This window comes from Leifsonia sp. McL0618, assembly GCF_049994905.1.
GTDB lineage: Bacteria > Actinomycetota > Actinomycetes > Actinomycetales > Microbacteriaceae > Diaminobutyricibacter.
The window spans coordinates 4,054,665-4,076,031 of record NZ_CP188258.1; the positions used below are offsets into that span (position 1 = coordinate 4,054,665).

At 68.3% G+C, this 21,367-nt stretch carries 21 protein-coding genes; 6 read left to right on the plus strand and 15 right to left on the minus strand.

The features are described from left to right. Positions 1-5: 5 nt before the first annotated feature. Positions 6-1,346: a M20/M25/M40 family metallo-hydrolase gene (locus ACPPVQ_RS19435; protein WP_426517005.1), complete on the plus strand. Its 1,341-nt coding sequence runs from the start codon at positions 6-8 to the stop codon at positions 1,344-1,346. On the opposite strand, the gene ACPPVQ_RS19440 is transcribed toward ACPPVQ_RS19435, so the two are convergent. From ACPPVQ_RS19440 to ACPPVQ_RS19455, 4 genes are read right to left on the minus strand one after another with little or no spacing between them, the layout of a single operon-like run. Next, positions 1,321-2,661 (minus strand): L-fuconate dehydratase, encoded by a 1,341-nt coding sequence (locus tag ACPPVQ_RS19440; protein WP_426517007.1) that lies wholly within the window; start codon positions 2,659-2,661, stop codon positions 1,321-1,323. The two genes, ACPPVQ_RS19435 and ACPPVQ_RS19440, sit on opposite strands and share 26 nt — an antisense overlap. Further along, positions 2,658-3,419, minus strand: coding sequence for an SDR family NAD(P)-dependent oxidoreductase (locus ACPPVQ_RS19445; protein WP_426517009.1), 762 nt, complete (start codon positions 3,417-3,419; stop codon positions 2,658-2,660). Before ACPPVQ_RS19445 ends, ACPPVQ_RS19440 begins: the two co-directional genes overlap by 4 nt. Then, positions 3,416-4,270, minus strand: coding sequence for a fumarylacetoacetate hydrolase family protein (locus tag ACPPVQ_RS19450; RefSeq protein WP_426517011.1), 855 nt, complete (start codon positions 4,268-4,270; stop codon positions 3,416-3,418). Before ACPPVQ_RS19450 ends, ACPPVQ_RS19445 begins: the two co-directional genes overlap by 4 nt. Beyond that, positions 4,267-5,130, minus strand: coding sequence for an amidohydrolase family protein (locus ACPPVQ_RS19455; RefSeq protein WP_426517013.1), 864 nt, complete (start codon positions 5,128-5,130; stop codon positions 4,267-4,269). Before ACPPVQ_RS19455 ends, ACPPVQ_RS19450 begins: the two co-directional genes overlap by 4 nt. A gap of 53 nt (positions 5,131-5,183) precedes the next feature. On the opposite strand from ACPPVQ_RS19455, the gene ACPPVQ_RS19460 reads away from it, so the two are divergent. Then, the gene (locus tag ACPPVQ_RS19460; RefSeq protein WP_426517015.1) at positions 5,184-5,945 is read left to right on the plus strand and encodes a FadR/GntR family transcriptional regulator; all 762 of its coding nucleotides are present in this window, start codon (positions 5,184-5,186) and stop codon (positions 5,943-5,945) included. A gap of 4 nt (positions 5,946-5,949) precedes the next feature. On the opposite strand, the gene ACPPVQ_RS19465 is transcribed toward ACPPVQ_RS19460, so the two are convergent. Continuing rightward, a complete protein-coding gene (locus tag ACPPVQ_RS19465) occupies positions 5,950-6,921 on the minus strand; it encodes an aldo/keto reductase (RefSeq protein WP_426517017.1) in 972 nt (323 codons plus the stop codon). A gap of 128 nt (positions 6,922-7,049) precedes the next feature. On the opposite strand from ACPPVQ_RS19465, the gene ACPPVQ_RS19470 reads away from it, so the two are divergent. Genes ACPPVQ_RS19470 through ACPPVQ_RS19485 form a run of 4 tightly spaced genes read left to right on the plus strand, consistent with a single transcriptional unit; the run spans position 7,050 to position 10,394 of the window. Further along, positions 7,050-8,084 (plus strand): zinc-dependent alcohol dehydrogenase, encoded by a 1,035-nt coding sequence (locus ACPPVQ_RS19470; protein WP_426517019.1) that lies wholly within the window; start codon positions 7,050-7,052, stop codon positions 8,082-8,084. Beyond that, positions 8,081-8,839: an SDR family oxidoreductase gene (locus ACPPVQ_RS19475; protein ID WP_426517021.1), complete on the plus strand. Its 759-nt coding sequence runs from the start codon at positions 8,081-8,083 to the stop codon at positions 8,837-8,839. The genes ACPPVQ_RS19470 and ACPPVQ_RS19475 overlap by 4 nt, the downstream gene beginning before the upstream one ends. Next, positions 8,836-9,447 (plus strand): bifunctional 4-hydroxy-2-oxoglutarate aldolase/2-dehydro-3-deoxy-phosphogluconate aldolase, encoded by a 612-nt coding sequence (locus tag ACPPVQ_RS19480; protein WP_426517023.1) that lies wholly within the window; start codon positions 8,836-8,838, stop codon positions 9,445-9,447. The genes ACPPVQ_RS19475 and ACPPVQ_RS19480 overlap by 4 nt, the downstream gene beginning before the upstream one ends. Then, positions 9,444-10,394: a sugar kinase gene (locus tag ACPPVQ_RS19485; RefSeq protein WP_426517025.1), complete on the plus strand. Its 951-nt coding sequence runs from the start codon at positions 9,444-9,446 to the stop codon at positions 10,392-10,394. Before ACPPVQ_RS19480 ends, ACPPVQ_RS19485 begins: the two co-directional genes overlap by 4 nt. A gap of 23 nt (positions 10,395-10,417) precedes the next feature. Here ACPPVQ_RS19485 and ACPPVQ_RS19490 read toward each other — a convergent pair whose 3' ends face one another. From ACPPVQ_RS19490 to ACPPVQ_RS19535, 10 genes are read right to left on the minus strand one after another with little or no spacing between them, the layout of a single operon-like run. Then, on the minus strand, positions 10,418-11,917 hold the full coding sequence (locus ACPPVQ_RS19490) for an aldehyde dehydrogenase (NADP(+)) (protein ID WP_426517027.1): 1,500 nt from the start codon (positions 11,915-11,917) through the stop codon (positions 10,418-10,420). A gap of 19 nt (positions 11,918-11,936) precedes the next feature. Next, on the minus strand, positions 11,937-13,121 hold the full coding sequence (locus tag ACPPVQ_RS19495; RefSeq protein ID WP_426517029.1) for a fumarylacetoacetate hydrolase family protein: 1,185 nt from the start codon (positions 13,119-13,121) through the stop codon (positions 11,937-11,939). Between the two features lie 20 nt (positions 13,122-13,141). Next, positions 13,142-13,927 (minus strand): enoyl-CoA hydratase/isomerase family protein, encoded by a 786-nt coding sequence (locus ACPPVQ_RS19500; protein WP_426517031.1) that lies wholly within the window; start codon positions 13,925-13,927, stop codon positions 13,142-13,144. Further along, on the minus strand, positions 13,924-15,072 hold the full coding sequence (locus ACPPVQ_RS19505) for a hypothetical protein (RefSeq protein WP_426517033.1): 1,149 nt from the start codon (positions 15,070-15,072) through the stop codon (positions 13,924-13,926). The genes ACPPVQ_RS19500 and ACPPVQ_RS19505 overlap by 4 nt, the downstream gene beginning before the upstream one ends. Beyond that, complete coding sequence (locus ACPPVQ_RS19510; RefSeq protein WP_426517035.1) at positions 15,069-16,295, minus strand: CaiB/BaiF CoA transferase family protein; 1,227 nt, start codon at positions 16,293-16,295, stop codon at positions 15,069-15,071. Before ACPPVQ_RS19510 ends, ACPPVQ_RS19505 begins: the two co-directional genes overlap by 4 nt. Further along, positions 16,292-17,362, minus strand: a complete 1,071-nt coding sequence (locus ACPPVQ_RS19515; protein WP_426517037.1) for a Gfo/Idh/MocA family protein — start codon at positions 17,360-17,362, stop codon at positions 16,292-16,294. The genes ACPPVQ_RS19510 and ACPPVQ_RS19515 overlap by 4 nt, the downstream gene beginning before the upstream one ends. After that, complete coding sequence (locus ACPPVQ_RS19520; RefSeq protein ID WP_426517039.1) at positions 17,359-18,324, minus strand: MBL fold metallo-hydrolase; 966 nt, start codon at positions 18,322-18,324, stop codon at positions 17,359-17,361. Before ACPPVQ_RS19520 ends, ACPPVQ_RS19515 begins: the two co-directional genes overlap by 4 nt. Before the next feature lie 2 nt (positions 18,325-18,326). Beyond that, positions 18,327-19,478, minus strand: coding sequence for a mandelate racemase/muconate lactonizing enzyme family protein (locus tag ACPPVQ_RS19525; RefSeq protein WP_426517041.1), 1,152 nt, complete (start codon positions 19,476-19,478; stop codon positions 18,327-18,329). A 46-nt stretch (positions 19,479-19,524) separates the two neighbouring features. Next, the gene (locus ACPPVQ_RS19530; protein ID WP_426517043.1) at positions 19,525-20,430 is read right to left on the minus strand and encodes a carbohydrate ABC transporter permease; all 906 of its coding nucleotides are present in this window, start codon (positions 20,428-20,430) and stop codon (positions 19,525-19,527) included. Further along, a complete protein-coding gene (locus ACPPVQ_RS19535) occupies positions 20,423-21,367 on the minus strand; it encodes a carbohydrate ABC transporter permease (protein WP_426517045.1) in 945 nt (314 codons plus the stop codon). Before ACPPVQ_RS19535 ends, ACPPVQ_RS19530 begins: the two co-directional genes overlap by 8 nt.

Genomic DNA, 21,367 nt, shown 5'->3' on the forward strand with positions numbered 1-21,367 from the left:
GAACAATGTCCGACTCAACGAAAGCCGGCGCATCGGCGCTGATGCCCGACGTGCTCGCGCGGCTGGAGACGCTGGTGCGCATCCCCTCGGTCGCCTTCCCCGGGTTCGACCCCGAACCCGTCCACCGCATGGGCGATGCGGTGGTGGAACTGTTCGAGGCGGCCGGCGCGGCCGGCGTGCACCTGCTCGACGTGCCCGGCGGCTATCCGTGCGTCTACGCGGACCTGCCGGGCCCCGAGGGTTCGCCGACCGTCATGCTCTACGCCCACTACGACGTGCAGCCGGCGCCGGCCAGCCAGGGCTGGAAGAGCGAGCCGTTCGAGCCGGTGACCAAGGACGACGGCCGCATCTACGGCCGCGGGGCGGCGGACGACAAGTCCGGGCTCGTCATCCACTACGGCACGCTCAAGCTCCTCGGCCCCGATCGGCCGTGCCATGTCAAGATCCTCGTCGAAGGCGAAGAGGAGACGATCTCGCACCTGGAGGAGTTCGTCGAAGCGAACCCCGACCTGTTCGGATGCGATGTCGCGGTGATCGCCGACATCGGCCCGCAGGCGGTCGGCCGCCCCGGCCTCACCACCGCACTGCGCGGCGACGTCGCCTGCACGCTCACGGTGCGCACCCTCGCGAACCCGGTGCACTCCGGTATGTTCGGCGGCGCGGCCCCGGATGCGATGACCGCCATGATCCGCATCCTCGACACCCTGCACGACGAGAACGGCGACACGGTCATCCCGGGGGTCGACAGCGGCCGGTGGACCGGCGCGGCGATGGACGAAGCGGTGTACCGCGACGGCTCCGCCATCCTGCCGGGTGTCGAGTTCCTCGGAACCGGGTCGCTGTCCGACCGCATCTGGATGAAGCCGTCGGTCACGGTACTCGGCATGGACCTGCCGAACACGGCAGAAGCATCCAATGTGCTCCTGCCGGAGGTGGTCGCGAAACTGTCGATGCGCATCATCCCCGGCTCGGATGCGGATGCGCAGCTCGAGGCGCTGATGGCGCACCTGCGCGCGCAACGGCCCTGGAACTGCGAGGTCGTCGTCGAGAAGATCAAGACGGGTCACCCGTTCGCGGTGGACGAGTCCCACCCGGCGATCGTCGCGGCGAAAGAGGCGCTGACGGATGCCTACGGGGCGCCGGTCGAGTCGATCGGCAGCGGGGCGTCCATCCCCCTCGTCGCGTCGCTGCAGAAGGTCGCTCCCGGCGCTGCGATCGTGCTGTGGGGCGTCGAGGACACCGAGAAGTCACGCATCCACGCCTCCGACGAGTCGGTCGACCCTGCCGAGATCGAGCGCATGCTGGTCGCCCAGACGGAGTTCATCCAGAAGTTCGCTGCGTCGTGACAACGGGGTTCTCCTGGCGCGCCTGCCGCCAGTAGGTGCCGTCGGGGAACGCGTACTCGGCGAGCGTCGTCTCGTAGATCTCGGCGCTGTAGCCGGGCTGCGACGGCAGCACGTAGGCGCCGTTCTCGACGATGCACGGGTCGACGAAATGCTCGTGCAGGTGGTCGACGTACTCCGTCACGCGGTTTTCGAGCGAACCGGACACCGCGACATAGTCGAACACCGACAAGTGCTGCACCAGCTCGCAGAGTCCGACGCCGCCGGCGTGCGGGCACACCGGAACGTCGAACTTCTTCGCCATCAGGTACACCGCGAGAATTTCGTTGATGCTCGCGAGCCGGGCGGAGTCGAGCTGGCAGAAGTCGATCGCCCCGGCCTGGAACAGCTGCTTGAACAGCACGCGGTTCATGCCGTGTTCACCGGTCGCGACGCCGATCGGCGCGACCGCCCGCCGGATGGCCGCGTGCCCAAGCACGTCGTCGGGGCTGGTCGGCTCTTCGATCCAGAGCGGCTTGAACCCGGCGAGCGCCTGTACCCACTCGATCGCCTCCGGCACATCCCACACCTGGTTGGCGTCGATCATCAGGTTCGCGTCCCAGCCGATCACCTCGCGGGCGATCCGGCAGCGACGGATGTCGTCCTCCAGCGATGCGCCGACCTTCAGCTTCACATGGCGATAGCCCGCATCCATCGCTTCCTGGCACAGCCGCCGCAGCTTGTCGTCCGAGTAGCCGAGCCAGCCGGCGCTCGTCGTGTAGCAGGGGTAACCGGATGCGTCGAGCTCGGCGATCCGTGCGGCCCGCGTCGGTTCCAGCTCGGCCAGGATCGCGATCGCCTCGTCGCGCGTCAGCACATCGGAGAGGTATTGCAGGTCGGCCACGTCGACGAGCTGCTCGGGCGACATGTCGGCGAGCAGTCGCCACAGCGGCTTGCCGGCCTGGCGGGCAGCGAGATCCCACAGGGCGTTCATGACCGCGGCGAGCGCGAGGTGCTCGACCCCCTTCTCCGGGCCGAGCCAGCGCAGCTGGGAGTCCGACTTCAGCTCGCGGTAGATGCCGCCGAGGTCTCCGACGAGCTCCTCGACGCTGCGGCCGATCAGCGGTTCGGCGCGCTGCTGTGCTGCGAGCACGCAGATGTCGTTGCCACGGCCGATGGTGAAGGTGAAGCCGAAGCCCTCGACATCCGGCGCATCGGTGCGCAGCACCACATAGGCCGCAGAATAGTCGGCGTCCTTGTTCATCGCATCGGAGCCGTCAGCGCTCAGCGACGTGGGAAAGCGCAGGTCGTAGACGTCGACCGCGGTGATCCGTGTCATTTGCGTCCCCCTGCCGGACGCACGCGCAGGTGCGTCATTCCGCCGTCGACCTCGAGGGCTGTGCCCGTGACAGAACCGGACATCGGGCTCGCGAGGAAGGCGACCGCATCCGCGACCTCCGACGGCTGCACCATGCGCCCGGTCGCCTGGCGCGCGTCGAGGGCGGCACGCTCCGCGACGGGGTCGGCGAAGCCCTCGAGCATCCGGTCGACGAACGGAGTGGCGACGGTCGCAGGGCTCACGCAGTTCACGCGGATGCCCTCGGCGATGTGATCGGTCGCCATTGCGTAGGTGAGCGCGAGCACGGCACCTTTCGACGCCGCGTAGAGTGCGCGCTGCGGCAGGCCGTTCAGGGCGGCGATGGAACACAGGTTCACGACCGACGCAGACGGGGAAAGCCGCAGCCACGGCAGCGCTGCCGCCGTCACCCGCGCCATCCCGGTGACGTTCACGTCGAGAACGCGCGCCCATTCGGCGTCGTCATTCTCCTCGACGGTCCCGACCGCGCTGATCCCGGCGTTGTTGACGACGATGTCGATGCGCCCGAACGCCTTGGCGACGGATGCGATGGCCCGCTGCACGCTCGCACGGTCGGTCACGTCGGCTTCGAAGGCGACGAGCGGATGCCGCACCGCCTCAGTCGCCCGGTCCAGCACCGCGACCCGGGCTCCGCGAGCCGCCAGGGTCTGTGCCGTCGCGAGCCCGATGCCCGATGCCCCGCCGGTGACCACAGCGACGAGGTTCTCGAAGTCGTTCACGCCTGCACCATCCTCTGCCGGGCCTGTCCGAGCCCGTCGATCTCGAGTTCGACGACGTCGCCGGCCCGCAGGTACGGGGTGCCGGGGATGCCGAGCGCGACACCGGCGGGGGTGCCGGTGTTGATGACGTCGCCGGGGTGCAGCACCATGAACTGGCTCAGGTACCAGACGACGTGGGCGACCGAGAAGAGCATGTTCGCGGTCGTGCCGGCTTGCCGCACCTCGCCGTTGACCCGCAGGCGCAGGCCGAGTTGCTGGGGATCGGCCACCTGGGAGGCCGGAACCAGGTCGGGCCCGAACGGGTTGAACGTCTCGCAGCTCTTGCCTTTGTCCCACTGGCCGCCGCGTTCGAGCTGGAACTCGCGCTCGGAGACGTCGTTCGACACGGCATAGCCGGCGACATGAGCGAGCGCGTCGGCGGGCGAATCCAGGTACCGGGCGGTCGACCCGATGACGACGCCGAGCTCGACCTCCCAGTCGGTTTTCGTGGATGCGCGCGGAATGAGCACATCGTCGAATGGTCCGACCATCGTGGTCGGGTCCTTCATGAAGACGACGGGCTCGGCCGGGAGCGCCTGCCCCGTCTCCTCGGCGTGGTCGCTGTAGTTGAGGCCGATGCAGACGATCTTGCCGGGGCGGGCGATCGGGGCGCCGACGCGGAGCGTTCCTGGGTCGAATTCGGGGAGCGTGGCCAGCGCGTCCGCCACACGCTCCAGGCCGCCGGCGCCGAAGAAGGCTCCGTCGAAGTCGGGCGTGACGGAGCGCGCATCGAGGGTGCGCCCAGCGTGGCGCACCACGGGGATCTCCTCGCCGGGTGCGCCGAGGCGGGCGAGGGTGAACGTTTCGGTCATGCGTTGCCTTTCGTGTTGTCCAGTCGGTAGAACGAGCGGGCGGTGCCCGCGAGAATGGCGCGCCGGTCGTCGGCGCCCAGCCCGGTGAGCAGCTCGGAGATGCCCTGCCAGACCCGTGCGTATCCGCCGGCGATCAGCGAGACCGGCCAGTCGCCGCCGTACATGAGGCGATCGGCGCCGAAGACCTCGAGCGCGCGATCGAAGACGGGGCGCACCGATTCGACGGTCCAGTCTCCGGGCTGGCCCGCAGCCGAGTACAGCCCGGAGACCTTGCCGCGGACCAGAGGATTCCCGGCCACTTCGCCGATCAGGGACGACCAGGGCTCCGGGTCGTCGAGGCCGATCGGGGGCTTGTTCAGGTGGTCGAGCACCATCGCCAGGCGCGGATGCCGTTCCGAGATCGCGAGCACGGCCCGCAGGTGCTCGGGCAGCACACCGACGACGTCGAACGGAACGCCCGCGTCTTCGAGCAGGCCGAGCGTGTCGTCGACGTCGGGGCGCGCGAGGAAGTGCGGGTCGGCCTGATCGTGGATGAGCGCGCGGACGCCGCAGAACAGCGGCTCGCGCTGCAACTCGGCCAGCCGCACGGCTGCGCGGTCGGGATCGTCGAGCGGGACCCATCCGACCACGCCGGCCACCACGGGGTTGCGCCGGGCGACCTCGAACATGAAATCGGTGTCGGCGTCGTTGTCGGCGGACTGCACGAGCACGGTGCCCGTCACGCCGGCGGCGTCGAACTCCGGCAGCACGTCGGACATGTCGAAGGAGCGGTACAGCACGCCGGCCTCCGGTCCCAGCCAGGCGTATTCGGCCCGGTCGAGAGTCCAGACGTGCTGATGGGCGTCGATGATCCCGGTCATGCGGTTCTCCCCTCGCGACGGTCGATTGGTCTGATGACTCCTAAGCTGTGCGCATGGCAACGAACGCACCCGAGGACATTCCGCCCCGCTCCCGCTCGAATGTCGTGATCGACGGCATCCGCGACATGATCACCAGTGGTCGGCTCGGCGCCGGTTCCAAACTGCCCGCCGAACGGGAACTGAGCGGACTGCTCGGCGTCTCCCGCGGGCCGCTGCGCGAAGGAGTCCGCGCGCTCGTGATCCTGGGCGTGCTCGAAACGCGGCAGGGTGACGGAACCTACGTGACCTCCCTCGGCCCCGGGCAACTGTCCGCGCCGCTCGGGATGCTCACCGAACTGCAGAGCCCGGAAGACAGTGTGCACCTGCTCGGCGTTCGACGTGTGCTGGAGCCGGAGGCGGCGGCGCACGCCGCGGTGCGCATGACGGATGCGGACATCGCCGAGGCGGAGCGCATCCTGGACGCCGGGCAGTCGCTTCTCGATGGCGGAACGGACATCGACATCGAGGCCACGATCGACGTGGACACCGACTTCCACCGGCTGATCGCGCGGGCCAGCGGCAACCCGGCGTTCGCGGCGATCATCGAAGCGCTCGTGGGGCGCACGGCGCGCGCGCGGCTGTGGCGGGCCATCCACCAGCAGGGTGCGGTGCAGGAGACGCAGCGGGAGCACCGCGCGATCCTCGATGCGCTGGCGGCGCGCGACCCCGACCGGGCGCGCATCCGGATGAGCGTCCATGTGCTCGGGGTCGAAGAGTTCACGGCGGCGAACCTGGAGGGTCTCGGCGGCGCGGCGGCCGAGACCACCCAGGACTGACAGGTCAGGCACGGCGGACCAGGCCGCGTTCGGTGAGGGCGTTCCAGAACTCCTCGGGGATGACCGCTTCGTAGCGCGCCACCGTTCCGGCCACCTGGGCGGCCGTCCTCAGCCCGACGACGACCGACACGACGGCCGGGTGGCGGAGGGGGAACGCGATGGCGGCCTCGGGCAGGGTGATGCCGAACTCCTCGCAGACATCCGCGAGAGCGTTCGCATGCGCGAGGAGGTCAGCGGGCGCCTGCGCATAGTCGTAGTGAGCGTCGGCGGGTGGTCGCGGCGTGGCCAGGAGCCCGGAGTTGTAGACGGCGGCAGCCACGATGCCGACCCCTCGTGCTTCGGCGACCGGGAGGAGGTCGTCGAGTGCACCCTGCTCGAGCAGGGTGTAGCGCCCGGCCAGCATGATGACGTCGACGTCGTGGCGGCGCACGAATTCCGCGGGCATCGCCGACTGGTTCATGCCGGCGCCGACTGCGCGGAGCACGCCCTCGTCGCGCAGTTCGATCAGAGCGGGGATGGCCTCGGCGTTCGCCTGGTCGCCGCGCTCGTCGGGATCGTGCAGGTACGCGATGTCGATGCGATCGAGCCCGAGACGTTCGAGGCTTTCGAAGAGGGAGCGGCGGATGCCGTCACGACTGAGATCCCACTCGCGGCGCAGTGTGGCCGGGACGATGAAGCCTTCCTCGTCCATGGTCCCCTCCGGGTACCCGCTCGGCACCAGCAGCCGGCCGACCTTGGTGGAGAGCACGAACTCGTCGCGCGGCCGCGTCGAGAGCGCGGCCCCGAGGCGGCGCTCAGAGAGGCCGACACCGTAGTGCGGGGCCGTATCGAAGTAGCGGATGCCCGCATCCCACGCCGCGTCGACAGCCGCCGAGGCCTCCTCGTCGGAGGTCTCACGAAACAGGTTGCCGAGCTGGGCGGCGCCCATCCCGAGTTCGGTCAGCGACAGGGTCGATCGTAGGGTGCGGCTGAGCATCGAGGGAACCTCCATTGGAACAAGACTTCCTAAAGGTTAGACCAACCCTCGCCGATTTACCATTAACCTGCGATGATTGAGGCATTACGACGAAATTGGTTTGACCAAAGCTCGAAAATGGAGGCTCAATGCTGACCGCCGCCTACACCGGCAACTCGACGATCGCGATCGCGGAAGCCGAGCCGGCCCCACCCGGCCCCGGCCAGGTCCAGCTCCGGGTCGCCTACGTCGGCCTGTGCGGGACCGACCTGCACATCCTCCACGGCAACATGGATGCTCGCGTGCATCTGCCGCTCGTGTTCGGCCACGAGATGAGCGGTATCGTCGCCGCGGTCGGTGCCGGTGTGACCGGCTGGACCGTCGGCCAGGCCGTCACGGTCATGCCCCTCGACTGGGACGGCACCTGCCCGGCCTGCCTCGCCGGCAACCAGCACATCTGCCAGAACCTCGACTTCATCGGCATCGACTCGCCCGGTGCGCTCCAGCCGCTCTGGAATGTGCCCGCTGCGACGCTCGTAGCGCTTCCCGCCGGGATCGCTCTGGATGCCGCCGCACTGGTCGAACCGGTCGCCGTCGCCGTGCACGACGTGCGGCGATCCGAGCTGGTGGCCGGTGACAAGGCGGTCGTGATCGGCGGAGGGCCGATCGGCGTCCTGATCGCCACCGTCGCCCAGGCGTTCGGCGCCGACGTCGCCGTGATAGAGCTCGACCCTCGGAGACGGGCCCAGATCGCGGCGCTCGGGTTCGAAACGCTCGATCCCCGGGAAACCGACCAGGTGGCGTGGGTGGACGCGTGGACGAGCGGCGTCGGAGCCGACGTGGTCTTCGAAGTTTCGGGCTCCGCAGCCGCTGTTCTCGGGGCCACGTCTCTTGCCAAGGTCCGCGGCACGCTCGTGGTGGTGGCCATCCACCCCACACCCCGCGAAATCGACCTGCAACGCCTCTTCTGGCGTGAGCTGCGCATCCTCGGCGCGCGCGTCTACCAGCGCACCGATTTCGAGCGGGCCGTCGAACTCGTTGCGGACGGAACGATCCCCAGCGACGTGCTCATCACTGCGATCGTGCCTCTCTCCGAGACTCGGGCCGCCTTCGACGATCTCGAGAGCGGGCGGGCGATGAAGGTGCTGGTCGATGTCCAGGCCGGGCAGGACGAGGACCGATGAGCGGGCTGTTCGATCTCACGGGCTCCCTTGCGGTGGTTACCGGTGCGAGCAGGGGCATCGGCTTCGCCATGGCCACCGCCCTTGCGGCTGCGGGCGCCGACATCATCGGGGTGAGTTCGGGCATCCCGCCGCAAGGCAGCGCCATCGCCGACACGGTCGCTTCACACGGCCGGTCCTTCGAAGCCCGTGCAGTGGACTTCGCCGATCGGGACGCGGTCATCGCCCTCGGCGACGACCTCCGGGACCGGGGGGTCGACATCCTCATCAACAACGCCGGGACCATCGAGCGCCAGCCGGCGGAACAGCACGCCCTCGAGCTCTGGGATCGCGTGATCGCTGTCAACCTGTCCAGCCAGTTCGTCCTCACCCAGGCGCTCGCCCACGGGATGCTCGAACGCGGCCGGGGGAAGATCGTCTTCACTGCCAGCCTGCTGAGCTTCCAGGGCGGCATCAACGTTCCGGGATATGCTGCGGCCAAGTCCGGCATCGCAGGGCTCGTGAAAGCTCTCGCAAATGAGTGGACGGAGCGCGGCGTGAACGTCAATGCGATCGCACCCGGATACATCGCCACCGACAACACGGCAGCGCTACGATCAGATCCCGGTCGCTCCCGTGCCATCGTCGATCGCATCCCGGCGGGACGGTGGGGCAACCCCGACGACCTGGCCGGTGCCACCGTGTTCCTTTCGTCGTCGGCGTCCGACTACGTGTCCGGGGTGGTGCTGCCCGTCGACGGCGGGTGGCTGGGACGATGACCCTCGACGGCCAGATCATCGTGCCCGTCATCGTCATCGACGATGCCGCACAGGCGGTCGACCTTGTCGGCGCACTTCTCGGGGGCGGGATCGCCTGCGCTGAGATCACGTTTCGCACGACCGCCGCCGTCGACGCGATCCGGGCGACCTCGAGCATCGCAGGCTTCACCGTCGGGGCCGGGACAGTTCTCACGACCGACGACGTCGACCGTGCAGCCGACGCAGGAGCTCGTTTCGTCGTGAGTCCCGGCTTCGCCCAGGACGTGGTGGAACGCTCGCTCGAGCGGGGCCTGGAAGTCCTTCCGGGCGTGGCGACCGCGACCGAGGTCATGCGCGCCGCACGGATCGGGATCTCCCGCGTCAAGTTCTTCCCGGCCGCACAGCTGGGCGGACCTGCAGCGATCGCAGCACTCAGCGGACCGTTTCCAGACGCGACCTTCCTGCCCAGTGGCGGCGTGACGGCCGAGAACGCCTCCGACTACCTCGCCGTTCCTGCCGTCTTCGCGGTCAGCGGCAGCTGGATGGCGACGCGCGCCCTCATCGCCGATGGCGCGTTCACCGAGATCGAGCGACGCAGCCGCGAATCCGTCGAGAAACTGTCGTCGTGACCGGGCCATCCGTACTGACGCTCGGCGAGGGGCTCGGCGTCCTGCGCACGAGCGGGATCGGATCGCTTGCGCAACTGCCCGACCTCCTCGTCGGCACAGGAGGGGCGGAATCCAACGTGGCCATCGGGCTCGCGCGCCTCGGGATATCCGTCACCTGGCTCGGACGCGTCGGCGACGACGGGCTCGGCAGGCGGGTCACGCGCGAGCTCCGGGCGGAGGGCGTACAGGTCGTCGCCCCCATCGATACAACAGCACCGACCGGGCTCCTCATCAAAGAGCATCCGAGCCCCGGCCGTACCTTCGTGACCTACCATCGTGCGGGCAGTGCAGGCAGTCGGTTGCGCCCCAGCGACCTCGACCCCGTCGACATCGGCTCTTTCTCGCTGCTCCACCTGACCGGCATCACCCCCGCGCTCTCCCCGAGCGCCCGAGCGACCGTTCGCGTCGCGGTGGCCCGCGCGCAGGCCGCCGGCGTGCCCATTTCGTTCGACGTCAACCATCGGTCGACCCTCTGGCCCGACGAAGATCCCGCGCCGCTCTACCGGGAGTTCGCTTCAGCGTCACGCCTTGTCTTCGCAGGAGCCGACGAGGCTGCGATCCTCGCGAGCGATCCGGTCACGGCCCCGCTCGGGCTCGCCGCTGAAATCGCAAAGCTGGGCCCGGAGGAGGTCGTGATCACCCTGGGTGCCGATGGCGCCGTCGCCGTATGCGGCGAGAAGGCGACCTGGCGCGATGCGCTCCCGGTCCCGGTGGTGGACACGGTCGGCGCCGGCGATGCGTTCGTCGCGGGCTACCTCGCCGAATGGCTGCTCGGGGGCGGGATCGACCAACGCCTCGACCTCGCGGTACGGACGGGCGCGGCCGCGTGCACGCACCCGGGAGACTGGGAAGGCTTCCTCTTCCGCTCGCAGCTCGACGTCGACGGAGACGATCCGGTCAGGCGGTGAGCGCCCTCCTCGCCGTTCAGGCCTCAGCCGATCCTGAGCCTGCCGTCCACACGACGCGGGACGCCGTCGACGTTCTCTTCGCGCAGCTCGCTGGGGAGCACTGACTCCGGTGCTCCCTGGAAGGCGATCGGCCGCAGGAACCGGCGGATCGCGCTCACGCCGACCGAGGTGTGCTGGGAGTTCGTCGACGGCCACGTTCCACCGTGGTGCTGTCCCCAGGACACCCGCACTCCCGTCGGATAGCCGTTGAAGACGATACGCCCGGCATGCGGCGCGAGCTCCCGGACCAGGGCGTCAATCGGCTCGCCGGGCTCGTGGTGGATCGTCGCAGTGAGAGAATCCGGAACAGCATCGAGCGCCGCGTAGATCTCTTCGAGGTCGTCGTACCGCGCCACCACGACGAGCGGACCGAACGCCTCCTCCGCGACCGCAGGCGAGATCGCGTCGGCGTCGATGGCGAGCACGGTAGGCGAAGCAGCGAATCCCGACGAATCGACGGCCCCGGCCACGGCGATGCTCGCAGCACCGGCCGCGATCAACCGGTCCCTGATCTCGCCGAACGACGTGACGATCCTCTCGTTGAGCAGCACCTGCGCGTTCGCCGCAGTCGTGCGTTCGACGAGTCCCGCGACAATCCTGTCCCCGTCCGCCCCGACCGGGATGAACGCGACGCCCGGCTTTGTACAGAACTGGCCGGCTCCCAGGGTGTAGGAGCCGAACAGGCCGTCCGCGATCGCGTCCGCGCGCGCAGCGGCAGCGGCGGGCGTGATGACCAGCGGATTGAGGCTGGAGAGTTCGCCGTAGAACGGGATCGGCTCCTCGCGCTGGTTGATGATGTCGATCAGTGCCCGGCCGGCTGTCAGTGAACCGGTGAACCCGACCGCGCGGATGTGCGGGTCGGATACGAGCACGCGGCCGGCCTCCGTCCCGTACACGATTCCGATCGTGCCGGCCGGGCCGCCGTAGCCGGCCACAGCATCCGAGATGACCTCGAAGCTGCGGGCTGACGTCTCCAGGTGGGAGCCGTGCGCCTTCAGCACCACGGTGTTGCCTCCAGCGAGCGCCGATGCGGTGTCGCCGCCGGCCACCGAGAAGGCGAAAGGAAAGTTGCTCGACCCGAACACGGCCACCGGTCCGATCGGAACGAGCATCCGCCTGATCTCCGGCTGCGGACCGAGCTCCGTGGTCTCGGCGTGGTCGATCGTCGCCTCCACGTAGCTGCCCTCACGCAACGCGTCGGCGAAGAGCCGGAACTGGAAGGCGCTGCGACCGACTTCTCCGGCGAGCCGTGCTGCGCCCAGGCCGGTTTCGCGGTCGGCCACACCCGTGAGTTCCTCACGGTGCGACTCGAGAGCGACCGCGATCGCGTCGAGCAGGCCCGCCCTCCATGCCCGGGTGCTCCAGCGTGTCACCGCGAAGGCCTTGCTCGCAGCCGCGGCCGTGGTCGCGACGGTGACCGCATCCGTTGCTTCGATACCGGTCGGCCAGGCACGGCCGGTGCGCGGGTCTGCAGAAGTCAGCACAGTGAAGTCTCCGATCGGATCAGTCGAGCAGGCCGCGAGCGGCGAGGTTGCGGTACAGGGCGTCGACACCGAAGGTCCACGGCTCCGCTTCGTCGGCGGACCGGACCCGGTTGACCAGGCTGCCCAGGCGCGCTTCCGAGATCCGTACGACGTCGCCGCTCTTGTGCGTGAAGCCGCGCCCCCGTTCGTCACGATCGTCGACCGGCGCGAACATCGTGCCCAGGTACAGCACGAATCCGTCGGGGTACTGGTGGTGGGCGCCGATCACCTGGCCGACGATGTCGACAGGATCGCGGCTGATCTGCGCGAGCTCGCTCGTCCCCTCGAGGTGGTAGTCGTCTTCGCCGTCGATGGTGAGACTGACGACCGACGTGCGCAGCTCGTCGAGGCCGAAACCGGAATCGAACAGTCGGATGAAGGGGCCGACCGCGGCCGAGGCATTGTTGTCCTTCGCCTTTCCGAGCAGGAGTGCACTGCGCCCCTCGATGTCGCGGAGGTTGACGTCATTGCCCAGGCACGCACCGACGATCCGGCCGTCCGAAGCTACCACCAGCACGATCTCGGGCTCCGGGTTGTTCCAGTGCGAGCCCCGGTAGACGCCGACGTCGACGGCGGTGCCCACGGTCGAGAGAACCGGCGCCTTCGTGAAGACCTCGGCGTCAGGACCGATTCCGACCTCCAGGTACTGGCTCCACCATTCGCGCTCGATGAGCATCTCTTTGAGCGCCGCCGCCTGCATCGACCCCGGGCGAAGCGTGTCCAGCGACCCCCCGATCGTGGCAGTGATCTCCGCACGGATCCCGGCGGCCAGGCCCAGGTCGCCGCGGGCGCGTTCCTCGATCACCCGCTCGAGCATCGAGAGGGGGAAGGTCACGCCGGCGGCTTTGACGACCTGGAGGTCGATCGGCGAGAGAAGCCAGGGTTTCGACGGGTCGCGCGTCTCCGGCGGGGTGTTCGCGAGAAGGCCCTCAACCGTGCCGACGACCGGGCCGGTACAGGACCGAAGAGCCCCCGCCGGGTCATCCGTCTCGGCGAGGGAACGCATCGTGGCGAACGTCGCGGTGACGTCGACGAGGCCGTCCTCCCGCACTGCGACGACGGCCGGGCCGCCCACATCGGGCAGCCAGACCCGTCCCGCAAGCGTTCCGTCGAAACCGTCGGCCGGAAGGGTCTCTGCCGCGCTCGGCGGCCAGGGGATGCTCATGGTTCTCCTCGGAGGATCGGTCAGCGGCGGTGGAAGACGCCCGCGCGCTTCTCAGCGAACGCCGCGCGCCCCTCGGCGGCATCCTCGGTCGCGAAAGTCACGGCCTGCAGGTCGCGCTCGTATCGGATGGACTCAGCCTGCGTCATGTTGAAGGCAGCGCGCAGGTTGGCTTTGGCGGTCTCGGCCGCGATCGGCGGCCGCTCGGCGATCACCGCCGCGAGCTGCTGCGCACGTGCGACGAGCATCCCCGGCTCCACGAGTTCACTGACCAGACCCCAGCGCAGCGCCGTGTCGGAGTCGATGGCGTCGCCGGTGAGCAGCATGACCGCAGCGTTCGACGGGCCGATCGAATGCGCCAGGAAAGTCGACATCCCCCCGCCCCCGATCCAGCCCAGCTTGATCTCCGGTGCAGCGAAGCTCGCCGTCGTCGAAGCCAGCCGGATGTCGCAGCTCAGCGCCGTCTCGAGGCCGCCACCGAACGCGTAGCCGTTGACGGCCGCGATCACGGGCTTACGGGCCGCCCGGATCGCATCGCAATAGTCCGTGCGGTTGCGGAAATCCCACGGTGTGGCATAGGCGTCGAGCGTGCGGATGTCCGACCCCGCACTGAAGGCCCGCTCGCCTGCACCGGTGAGGACGACCGCGCGCACCTCATCCGTTTCGTCCGCCCACTCGATCACCGCGACCAGGGCGGCCGACATCTCGGAAGTCACGGCATTCAGCTTCTCCGGGCGCGCGAGGGTGATGGTCGCGACGGGGCCCGAAAGGTCGAGCTGGATGTTCCTGGTCGCAGGTGTGATCGTCATCCCGCCGTCCTTTCATAAGGGGCTGCCACGAGCTCGTCGAACAGCGAGTCGACCCGCTTCACTGTCGCCGTCGCGCCGGCGCAGTTCATGACGGCATCGCGGATCAACGCGGAAGCCTGCGCCTGGAACGGCACGAAACCGGGAACCCTCGGGCGCACCCACGCATCCTCGATGGTCGCCCGTGTTCGCACGTAGAAGTCGCCGGCTCCGGAGTTCACGCGCTGGTCGTCCCAGGCGCTGCGCAGGCTCGGCTGCCCGGCGTTGTCGGGAATGAAGCCGGCCTGGGTGCCCGGTGCGAGCAGGCCGGCGAGGTGGCCGATCAGGGCGGCATCCGGTTCCGACCGGGTCGTGATGGCGATTCCCGTTCCACCGATCGTCGAACCGCGCCGCCCGCCGGGAGACATCGACGGCGCGTCGCCGAATCGCAGGGCGTCCGGCCCGCTGGCGTACGTCACGTAGCCGTAGACGAGGGGGATGTACGCGATCTCCCTGCTCGCGCGCATCCGCTCGAGCAGCGCGATGGGATTCAAAGCATCCGTTCCGGCGGGTGCATACGCGGCGATCCGCGCGAGAACGTCGATGGCCTCCTCGCCGACGGCCGCAGCGACGAATCCGGCGCCAGGATCGGTGGCCGGTTCTGCCCCCAGCGCGACGCACACCGACGCGAAGGTCAGGAATGCGTGCGGGCCGGCGAGGCTGAGCGCGACCGGCGCCCGCGCCGCGAGGTCCGACACGTCCGGCCAGGTCGCGGGAAGCGACCGAATTGCTTCAGGGATGCTCGCCGAGACCTGGGTCGCGGCGTCCAGAGGAAGCGCCCACGGCCGGCCGTCGACGACATACGAGCGATAGCTCGGACCTACGCAGGCCGAGGAGAGGCCGCTCAGCAGTGCAGGATCGAACCAGTCGTCGAGAGGCCGGAGCACCTCCGCGGCCAACGCATCGCCAAGGTGAGGGTGATCGAGCACGATGACGTCGTAGCGTTCGGCGAGCTCGCGGATCGGGGTCGATTCGAAGCCTTCGAGGGGTTGCGCGTCCCACTCGATCAGCGGGTGCCCATCGTCGGCGTACGCAGCGCGTGCGGCCGCTTCAAGTGCAGAACGGCCGCGCGGGTGGTCCCAGGTCAGTCCACGGAAGGTGGCGGTCATGTGACGACGGGTTCGACAGCGCCGGTCGTCTCTTTCGCCGCTCCGCTGGCGAGGAGCCACTGGATACGGTCGGAGCTCAGTCCCGCCTCGGAGAGCACTTCCCGCGTGTGCTCGCCGACGAGCGGCGCACCGCGATAGAGCTGCGGCGGCGTTCTCGAGAAACGGTACGGGAACCCGGGCGTCTTGACGTGGCCCTCGGTCGGATGGTCGTACTCGATGAACGTGCCGTTGTGGACGATCTGCGGGTCGTCGACCAGCTCCTGGTATCCGAGCACCGGCCCGATCCAGATGCCGGCGGAGCCGAGCGTCTCGATCCAGTAGCCCGCGGGCTTTTCGCGCAGCTTGGCGGCCGTGCGCGCATGGATCTCGTCGCGGCGCGTCCACCCTTCGACCTCGCTGTCCCATCTCTCGAACGCCGGTTCGCCGATGAGGCGCCCCAGGTCGTGGAGGTCGGCGAAGGCGAGCGCCACGAAGCCGTCACTCGTCGCGAAGATACCGTACGGCGCCCGGATGTAGACGTGCGCGTGAGGCTCGGAAGAACGCTCCTGGGTCTTGCGACCGACCGTGAACACACTGAGTTCCTGCATCTGCAGGGTTGTCAGGGCGTCGAGCATGTTGACGGTGACCAACTGTCCCTCGCCGGTCCGCTCGCGGTGGAGGAGCGCTGCGAGCACCCCCTCGAAAGCCGTCGAAGCGGTGACGGCATCGGCAAGATACTGGCCGGCCGGACTCGGCTCGTCGCCGTGTCGACCGGCCGAGAGCATCGCGCCTGACATCGCCTGGATCAGGAGGTCCTGGCCGGGTCGGTCGCGATACGGACCGTCCTCTCCATACCCCGAGATGGAGACGTAGACGATGGCCGGGTTGATCGCACGCAGCGACTCGTAGTCGACACCGAGTCGTGCGGCCACCCCTGGGCGGTAGTTCTGCAGGAAGACGTCGGCGCCGCGGACAAGCTCCTGCAGCGCGGCTTTGCCGTCGGCCGATTTCAGGTCGAGCGCGACCGACCGCTTGTTGCGGTTAAGTGAGAGGAACGAGACATTGATCTCATTGCCGGCAGCGCCGCCCGCCGCGGCATGCCGCTGCCACTCGCCGGTGGTCGGTTCGACCTTGATCACATCGGCGCCGAGGTCGCCCAGGCGCTGTGCTGCGAACGGCCCCGCCATAGCGATCGAGCAGTCGATCACGCGGTAGCCGGCGAGCACCCCCGTCTGTTCCGTCATAAGGCCCCTTTCCGGTCGTGCACCGATGTTTCCGCTCCCCCGGCCACGGAGGACCGGATCATCGCGTCGATCAGTTCGACCGAGCGTGCCGCAACGCCCGCGTCGGAGTTGTTCTCGGTGCTCGCCCCCACGATCAGGTCGATGAAGCGGTTCGGCGGCACGATGCACTCGTAAGCGCCGGCCCCCGCCTCGATGTCGAGGTCCCACTTCTTTCCGTCGTAGCGGTGCAGCGACACCCGCTCGCGCTCCGTGTCGACCAGGAGCATCCCCTCCGTGCCGAACACGCGCAGGTCGACCTGATACGGGTCGCCATCCGGAACCGTCGCAGCCCCCGAGAGCGCCCCGATCGCTCCCCCGTCGAACGAGATCACGGCCGCGTCGAACAGGTCGACCCGCGCGCCGCCTGTGGAGACTTTCGCCATGACGGATACGCTGCGCAGCCCGGTCAGCCAGAAGAGCAGTGCCGACGAGTGCGTCACCTGTCCGTGGGCGTAGCCGCCGCCGTGCTCGGGAGACTGCCACGTCGACGGTGCAGGCCCGCTGGTCTTCGAATCCCACAAGCTGCGGATGTCGTCGGTGTCGCCGGCGAAGAGTCCACGTGTCGGCGATGCCATGTGGCAGAGCACGTGCTGGATCTCGCCCAGGTACCCCGCTGCAACGAGACGCCGGGCCTCGACGGTGAACGGCTTGTAGTTCCAGCCGTATGGCGCGAGGAAGTGGACCCCGGCCGCTTCCACCCGCTCGGCGAGGTCCCAGCCCTCCGCGGCAACCAGCGTGACCGGCTTCTCGACGAGGACGTGCAGTCCGCGATCGATCGCTGCGACGGCCTGCCCGTAGTGCAGATCGTGCGGGGTCGCGATCACCATCGCGTCGAGATCTGCGGCGAGGAGCTCATCGTAGTCCGGGGTGGCGAATCCGAACCCGAACTGGTCACGCACCGACGCGAGCTCCGGGCCGATACCGCACACCCCGACGAGTTCGACGTCGTCACGCGCAGCGAAGATCGGAAAATGGTTGCTCGTGGCCCACCAGCCCGCGCCGACCGCGCCCACCCGCACCCGGCTCATCGCGCCTCCTCGCTCGACCAGTGACGGATACCGTCGATCATGACCGGCCGGACTGTGCCTTCACGCGCCATCCGTTCGAGAGCGCCTGTGACCGGGAAGATGGAGTAGTCGAGTGCGGCAGGTGCCCACGGCCCGAGCCGCGAACCAGCTCCGCGGATCAGCTCGAGTGTCGTGGCCGGGCTGCCGAACGCAGACAGCTGTGCGGTGATGGCCTCGTCGACCAGATCGGTGTATGCCTCGCTGTCCGCAAGGAAGTCCTCGACGGATTCGTCCGAATAGACCGGGTAGTGCGCCGTCAGTAAGAGGGTCGCTCCGAGCGAGCGGAACATCCGGATGCTCGCGAGATACGGATCGACGTCGCGGTAGGTCGGCGGGAAGGCGGGTCGCCCGTCCGCGAACGGGACCGTCGTTCCCAGTGTCGCGTCGCCGATGACGAGCGTCGCGTTGTCCGGGTCGTGCACGGCGATGTGCCCGGGGCTGTGACCGGGCACATGAAGCACCTGGACACGCCGGTCGCCGAGATCGATCCACTCGCCGCCGGTGACGACGCGGTCGACAGGCACGAGATCGGCCACCGAACGAAGGTATGCGGTCGTCTCGGGTGGATCATCGAAGCCGTCCACCGCACGGAACTCGCCGTAGCGGCCGTCGATGAGCGCCTGAACGTCCTCAGTAAAATCGCGGTCGAGCGCGTGCACGAGCAACTCGATGCCGGGGATCGCCGCCTTGAGCGCCCCGTTGCCGCCGGTGTGGTCGTAGTCGCAGTGCGTGTTGATCGCCCAGCGCACGGACCCGCGGTCGATGCCGTTTGCGTCGAGGTACGGCAGGAACGTCTCCGTTATCGAGTCGCGGATACCGGTGTCGACCAGCAGCGCACCCGCGGAGCCGACCAGGAGGTGCAAAGCGACGAACCGGTCACCGAGTGGGGCGACGATGCGGTGCACCCCGTGGCGTAGCTCCATGCTCAGCGCTCCACGCCGTCCAGTACCAGGCGCAACCCCGCCCGCTCTGGTCGCACATGGGGCCCGGCCGGGTTCGACCAGTCGGCCGTGGTCGCCAGTTCGGCGATCGCATCGACGTCGACCTCGATACCGGCGCCGGGACGATCGCCCAGCACGATCCCGCCGTCGATGAACTCGTGGTCGACAGAGACGCCGGGGGCGAACTCCAGTCCCTGCACCTCGGTCGTCAAATGATTCGGCACTGCGGTCATTGCGCACGCCACTGCCGGATTGGCGTTGTAGCCGACGACGCTTACCGGCAGGTCCCGCGCCGCGGCGACGGTGGACAGGCGCAGGATGTGCGTCACGCCCCAGACCGCACCGGCCTGCACGATGTCCGGCGCCCCCGCATCGAAAAGCGGACGGAACTGGTCGATGCCCGTGAGGTTCTCGCCGGTGGCGATCGCCGCGCGCACTGCATTGCTCAGGCGGGCATGCCCGATGGCATCCCAGCGGCGCAGCGGCTCCTCGACCCAGAGCAGGTCGAGTTCCTCCTCGATCGTTCCGATGTACCGTACGGCCTGTTTGACCTGCCAGGACTCGTTGGCGTCGAGCATGAGCCCGGGCCGGGAGGTGTTGCCACGGAAGACCTCGTCGATGATCCGCAGTCGCCGAAGGTCGGCGTCTGGATCGAAGCCGCCTTTCAGCTTGCCGGCGACATAGCCTCGATCAGCGAATTCGGTATAGAACGCTGCGAGCTGATCGTCATCGAGAGCGATGTCCAGACCGGACGCGTACGCCGGGATGAACTTGTCGCGTCCTCCGAGGAGGCGCCAGAGCGGCTCTCCAGCGGCCTTCGCCTTGATGTCCCAGAGGGCTGCGTCGATCGTCGCTATTCCGCCGTAGGTGGCTCCCGCGTGCCCCGACTTGAAGACGTGGGCGAGCATCCGGTCGAACAGGGCGGAGACCGAGCGGGGGTCCTCACCGTCGATCGCCGGGAAGAGGCGCGCGATGTCTGCGTGAGACCCCATGCCGACGCCCGTTATCCCCGCATCCGTGTCCACGAGAAGGATCGGGACGTCGGTGACGGCATCGACGATGTGGCCGTTGATGTCGCCGACAGCCCGGTTCCATTGGTGGCGCGCCGTCAGCGTTCGGTATCCGGTGATCTTCACCTGGTCCTCATCTCCCCAGAAATCTTCGCGTGCACGGTTGCCCAGCTCATTCCTTCGTTCCGCCTGCGGTCATGCCCTCGACCAGGAATCGTTGCGCGAACAGAAAGATCAGCAGGATCGGCGCCACGGAGAGGAGCGTCGCGAGCGCCAGGGTCGGCAATTGGATGACGATGCTTGTCGCCGTCGTCGGGTTGAAGGCGGGCACGTTGGCGAGCAGGTTCGACAGCCCGACCTGGACGGGGATCTTGTCTCCTCCCACGACCAGGAACGGCAGGAAGTAGTTGTTCCAGTTGCCGACGAAGTTGAAGAAGCCGACCAGGGCGATGACCGGCGTGGCCAGCGGCATCGCCACCTGGGCGAAGACGCGGAGCTCTCCTGCCCCGTCGATGCGTGCAGCATTCAGCAGATCGCGAGACACCGCCGTCGAGAAATAGATGTAGGTCAGGTACACGCCGAAGGGGAAGAACGAGAACGGCAGGATGACCGCGAGCGGACTCCCGATGAGCCGGAACGCGCTCAACTCGAGGAAGATCGGCAGAACGAGTGCGGTGTTCGGGATGAGCATGACGATCAGTGTCGTCACGAGGAGGATGCGGCGGCCCTTGAACTCGACGAGGGCGAGGGCGTAGCCGGCCGGGATGCTCACGATGAGCGTCAGGACCAGTGCGGCGAACGAATAGTAGGCCGAATTGCCCAGCCACGTCGTGAAGACGCCGCTGCCGAAGTTGAACAGCTCGTGCCAGTTGGCCGCCAGCTGCTGGAACGACCCGAAGCTCAGCGGGTTGTCGAGGAGGAGCTGGTTGTTGGTTTTCGTCGGGGCGAGGAGAAGCCACACGATCGGCAGCACGAAGAACACGGCGAAGACGATGAGCACGACGGCCACGAGGGCACGACCGATCCACTGGCCGGGGGTCAGCGTGCGGTGGCGGCGGCGCGTTGCGAGATCAGTCACGGTCGAACAGCCTTCCGCGGAAGATGAAGATGGTGGAGAGGCCGAGTGCGACCACCAGGAGCACCAGGGAGATCGCAGCTGAACCCGAGAAGTCGTTCTGCCGGAACGCGTACAGATAGGAGAGCTGGTTGAGTGAATAGTCCTCGGGGACGACGTTCTTCGTCGCCTCGGAGAGGATCTTCGGTTCGACGAAGAGCTGCGTGCCCGCCGCCAGCGACATGATGCCCATGTAGCTGATCCATTTGGTGAGCATCGGCAGCTGGATGTGCAGCGCGGTCTGCACCGGACCGGCGCCGTCGATCCTGGCCGCCTCCATCACATCGGTGCTGATGTTGTTGAGCGCTCCGTACATGATCACGATCCACCCGCCTGCACCGGCCCAGAATGCGATCACGGTGAACACGACGGGGAGGTTCCCCACCGCGACCACGTTGACGAGGGACGAGAACCCCATCGCCTTGAGCAGGCCGGATGCGGGGCTCACCGTCGGGTCGAGCAGAAACAGCCAGAGCAGAACGCTGGATGCCCCCGCGATCGCGCCCGGGATGTAGAAGAGGAACCGTGCACTATTCCCGAGCCAGCGCACACGGATGGCGTGGACGATGAGGGCGAGCAGCACGACGAAGACGATCAGGCTGATCAACCAGAGCACGACATAGATGGCGACGTGCTCGACCGCGGGAAGGAACCGGTAGTCGTTGAAGACGCGGACGAAATTGTCGAACCCCGCGAACGACCCGTTGCGCGTGAAAGCGAGGTAGATCGCATACAGCGTGGGCAGGAGTCCGAAGGCGAGAAGCAGGATCGTGTACCCGCCTACGAAGAAGTATCCGTATCGGGCCTGGCCGCCGTTGGCCCTGCGGGGCCGGCGGCCCGCCGGCCGGCGTCGCCCAGAGGGGACGACACCGGCCGGGACGGGTGGAGCAGTGACGGTCAC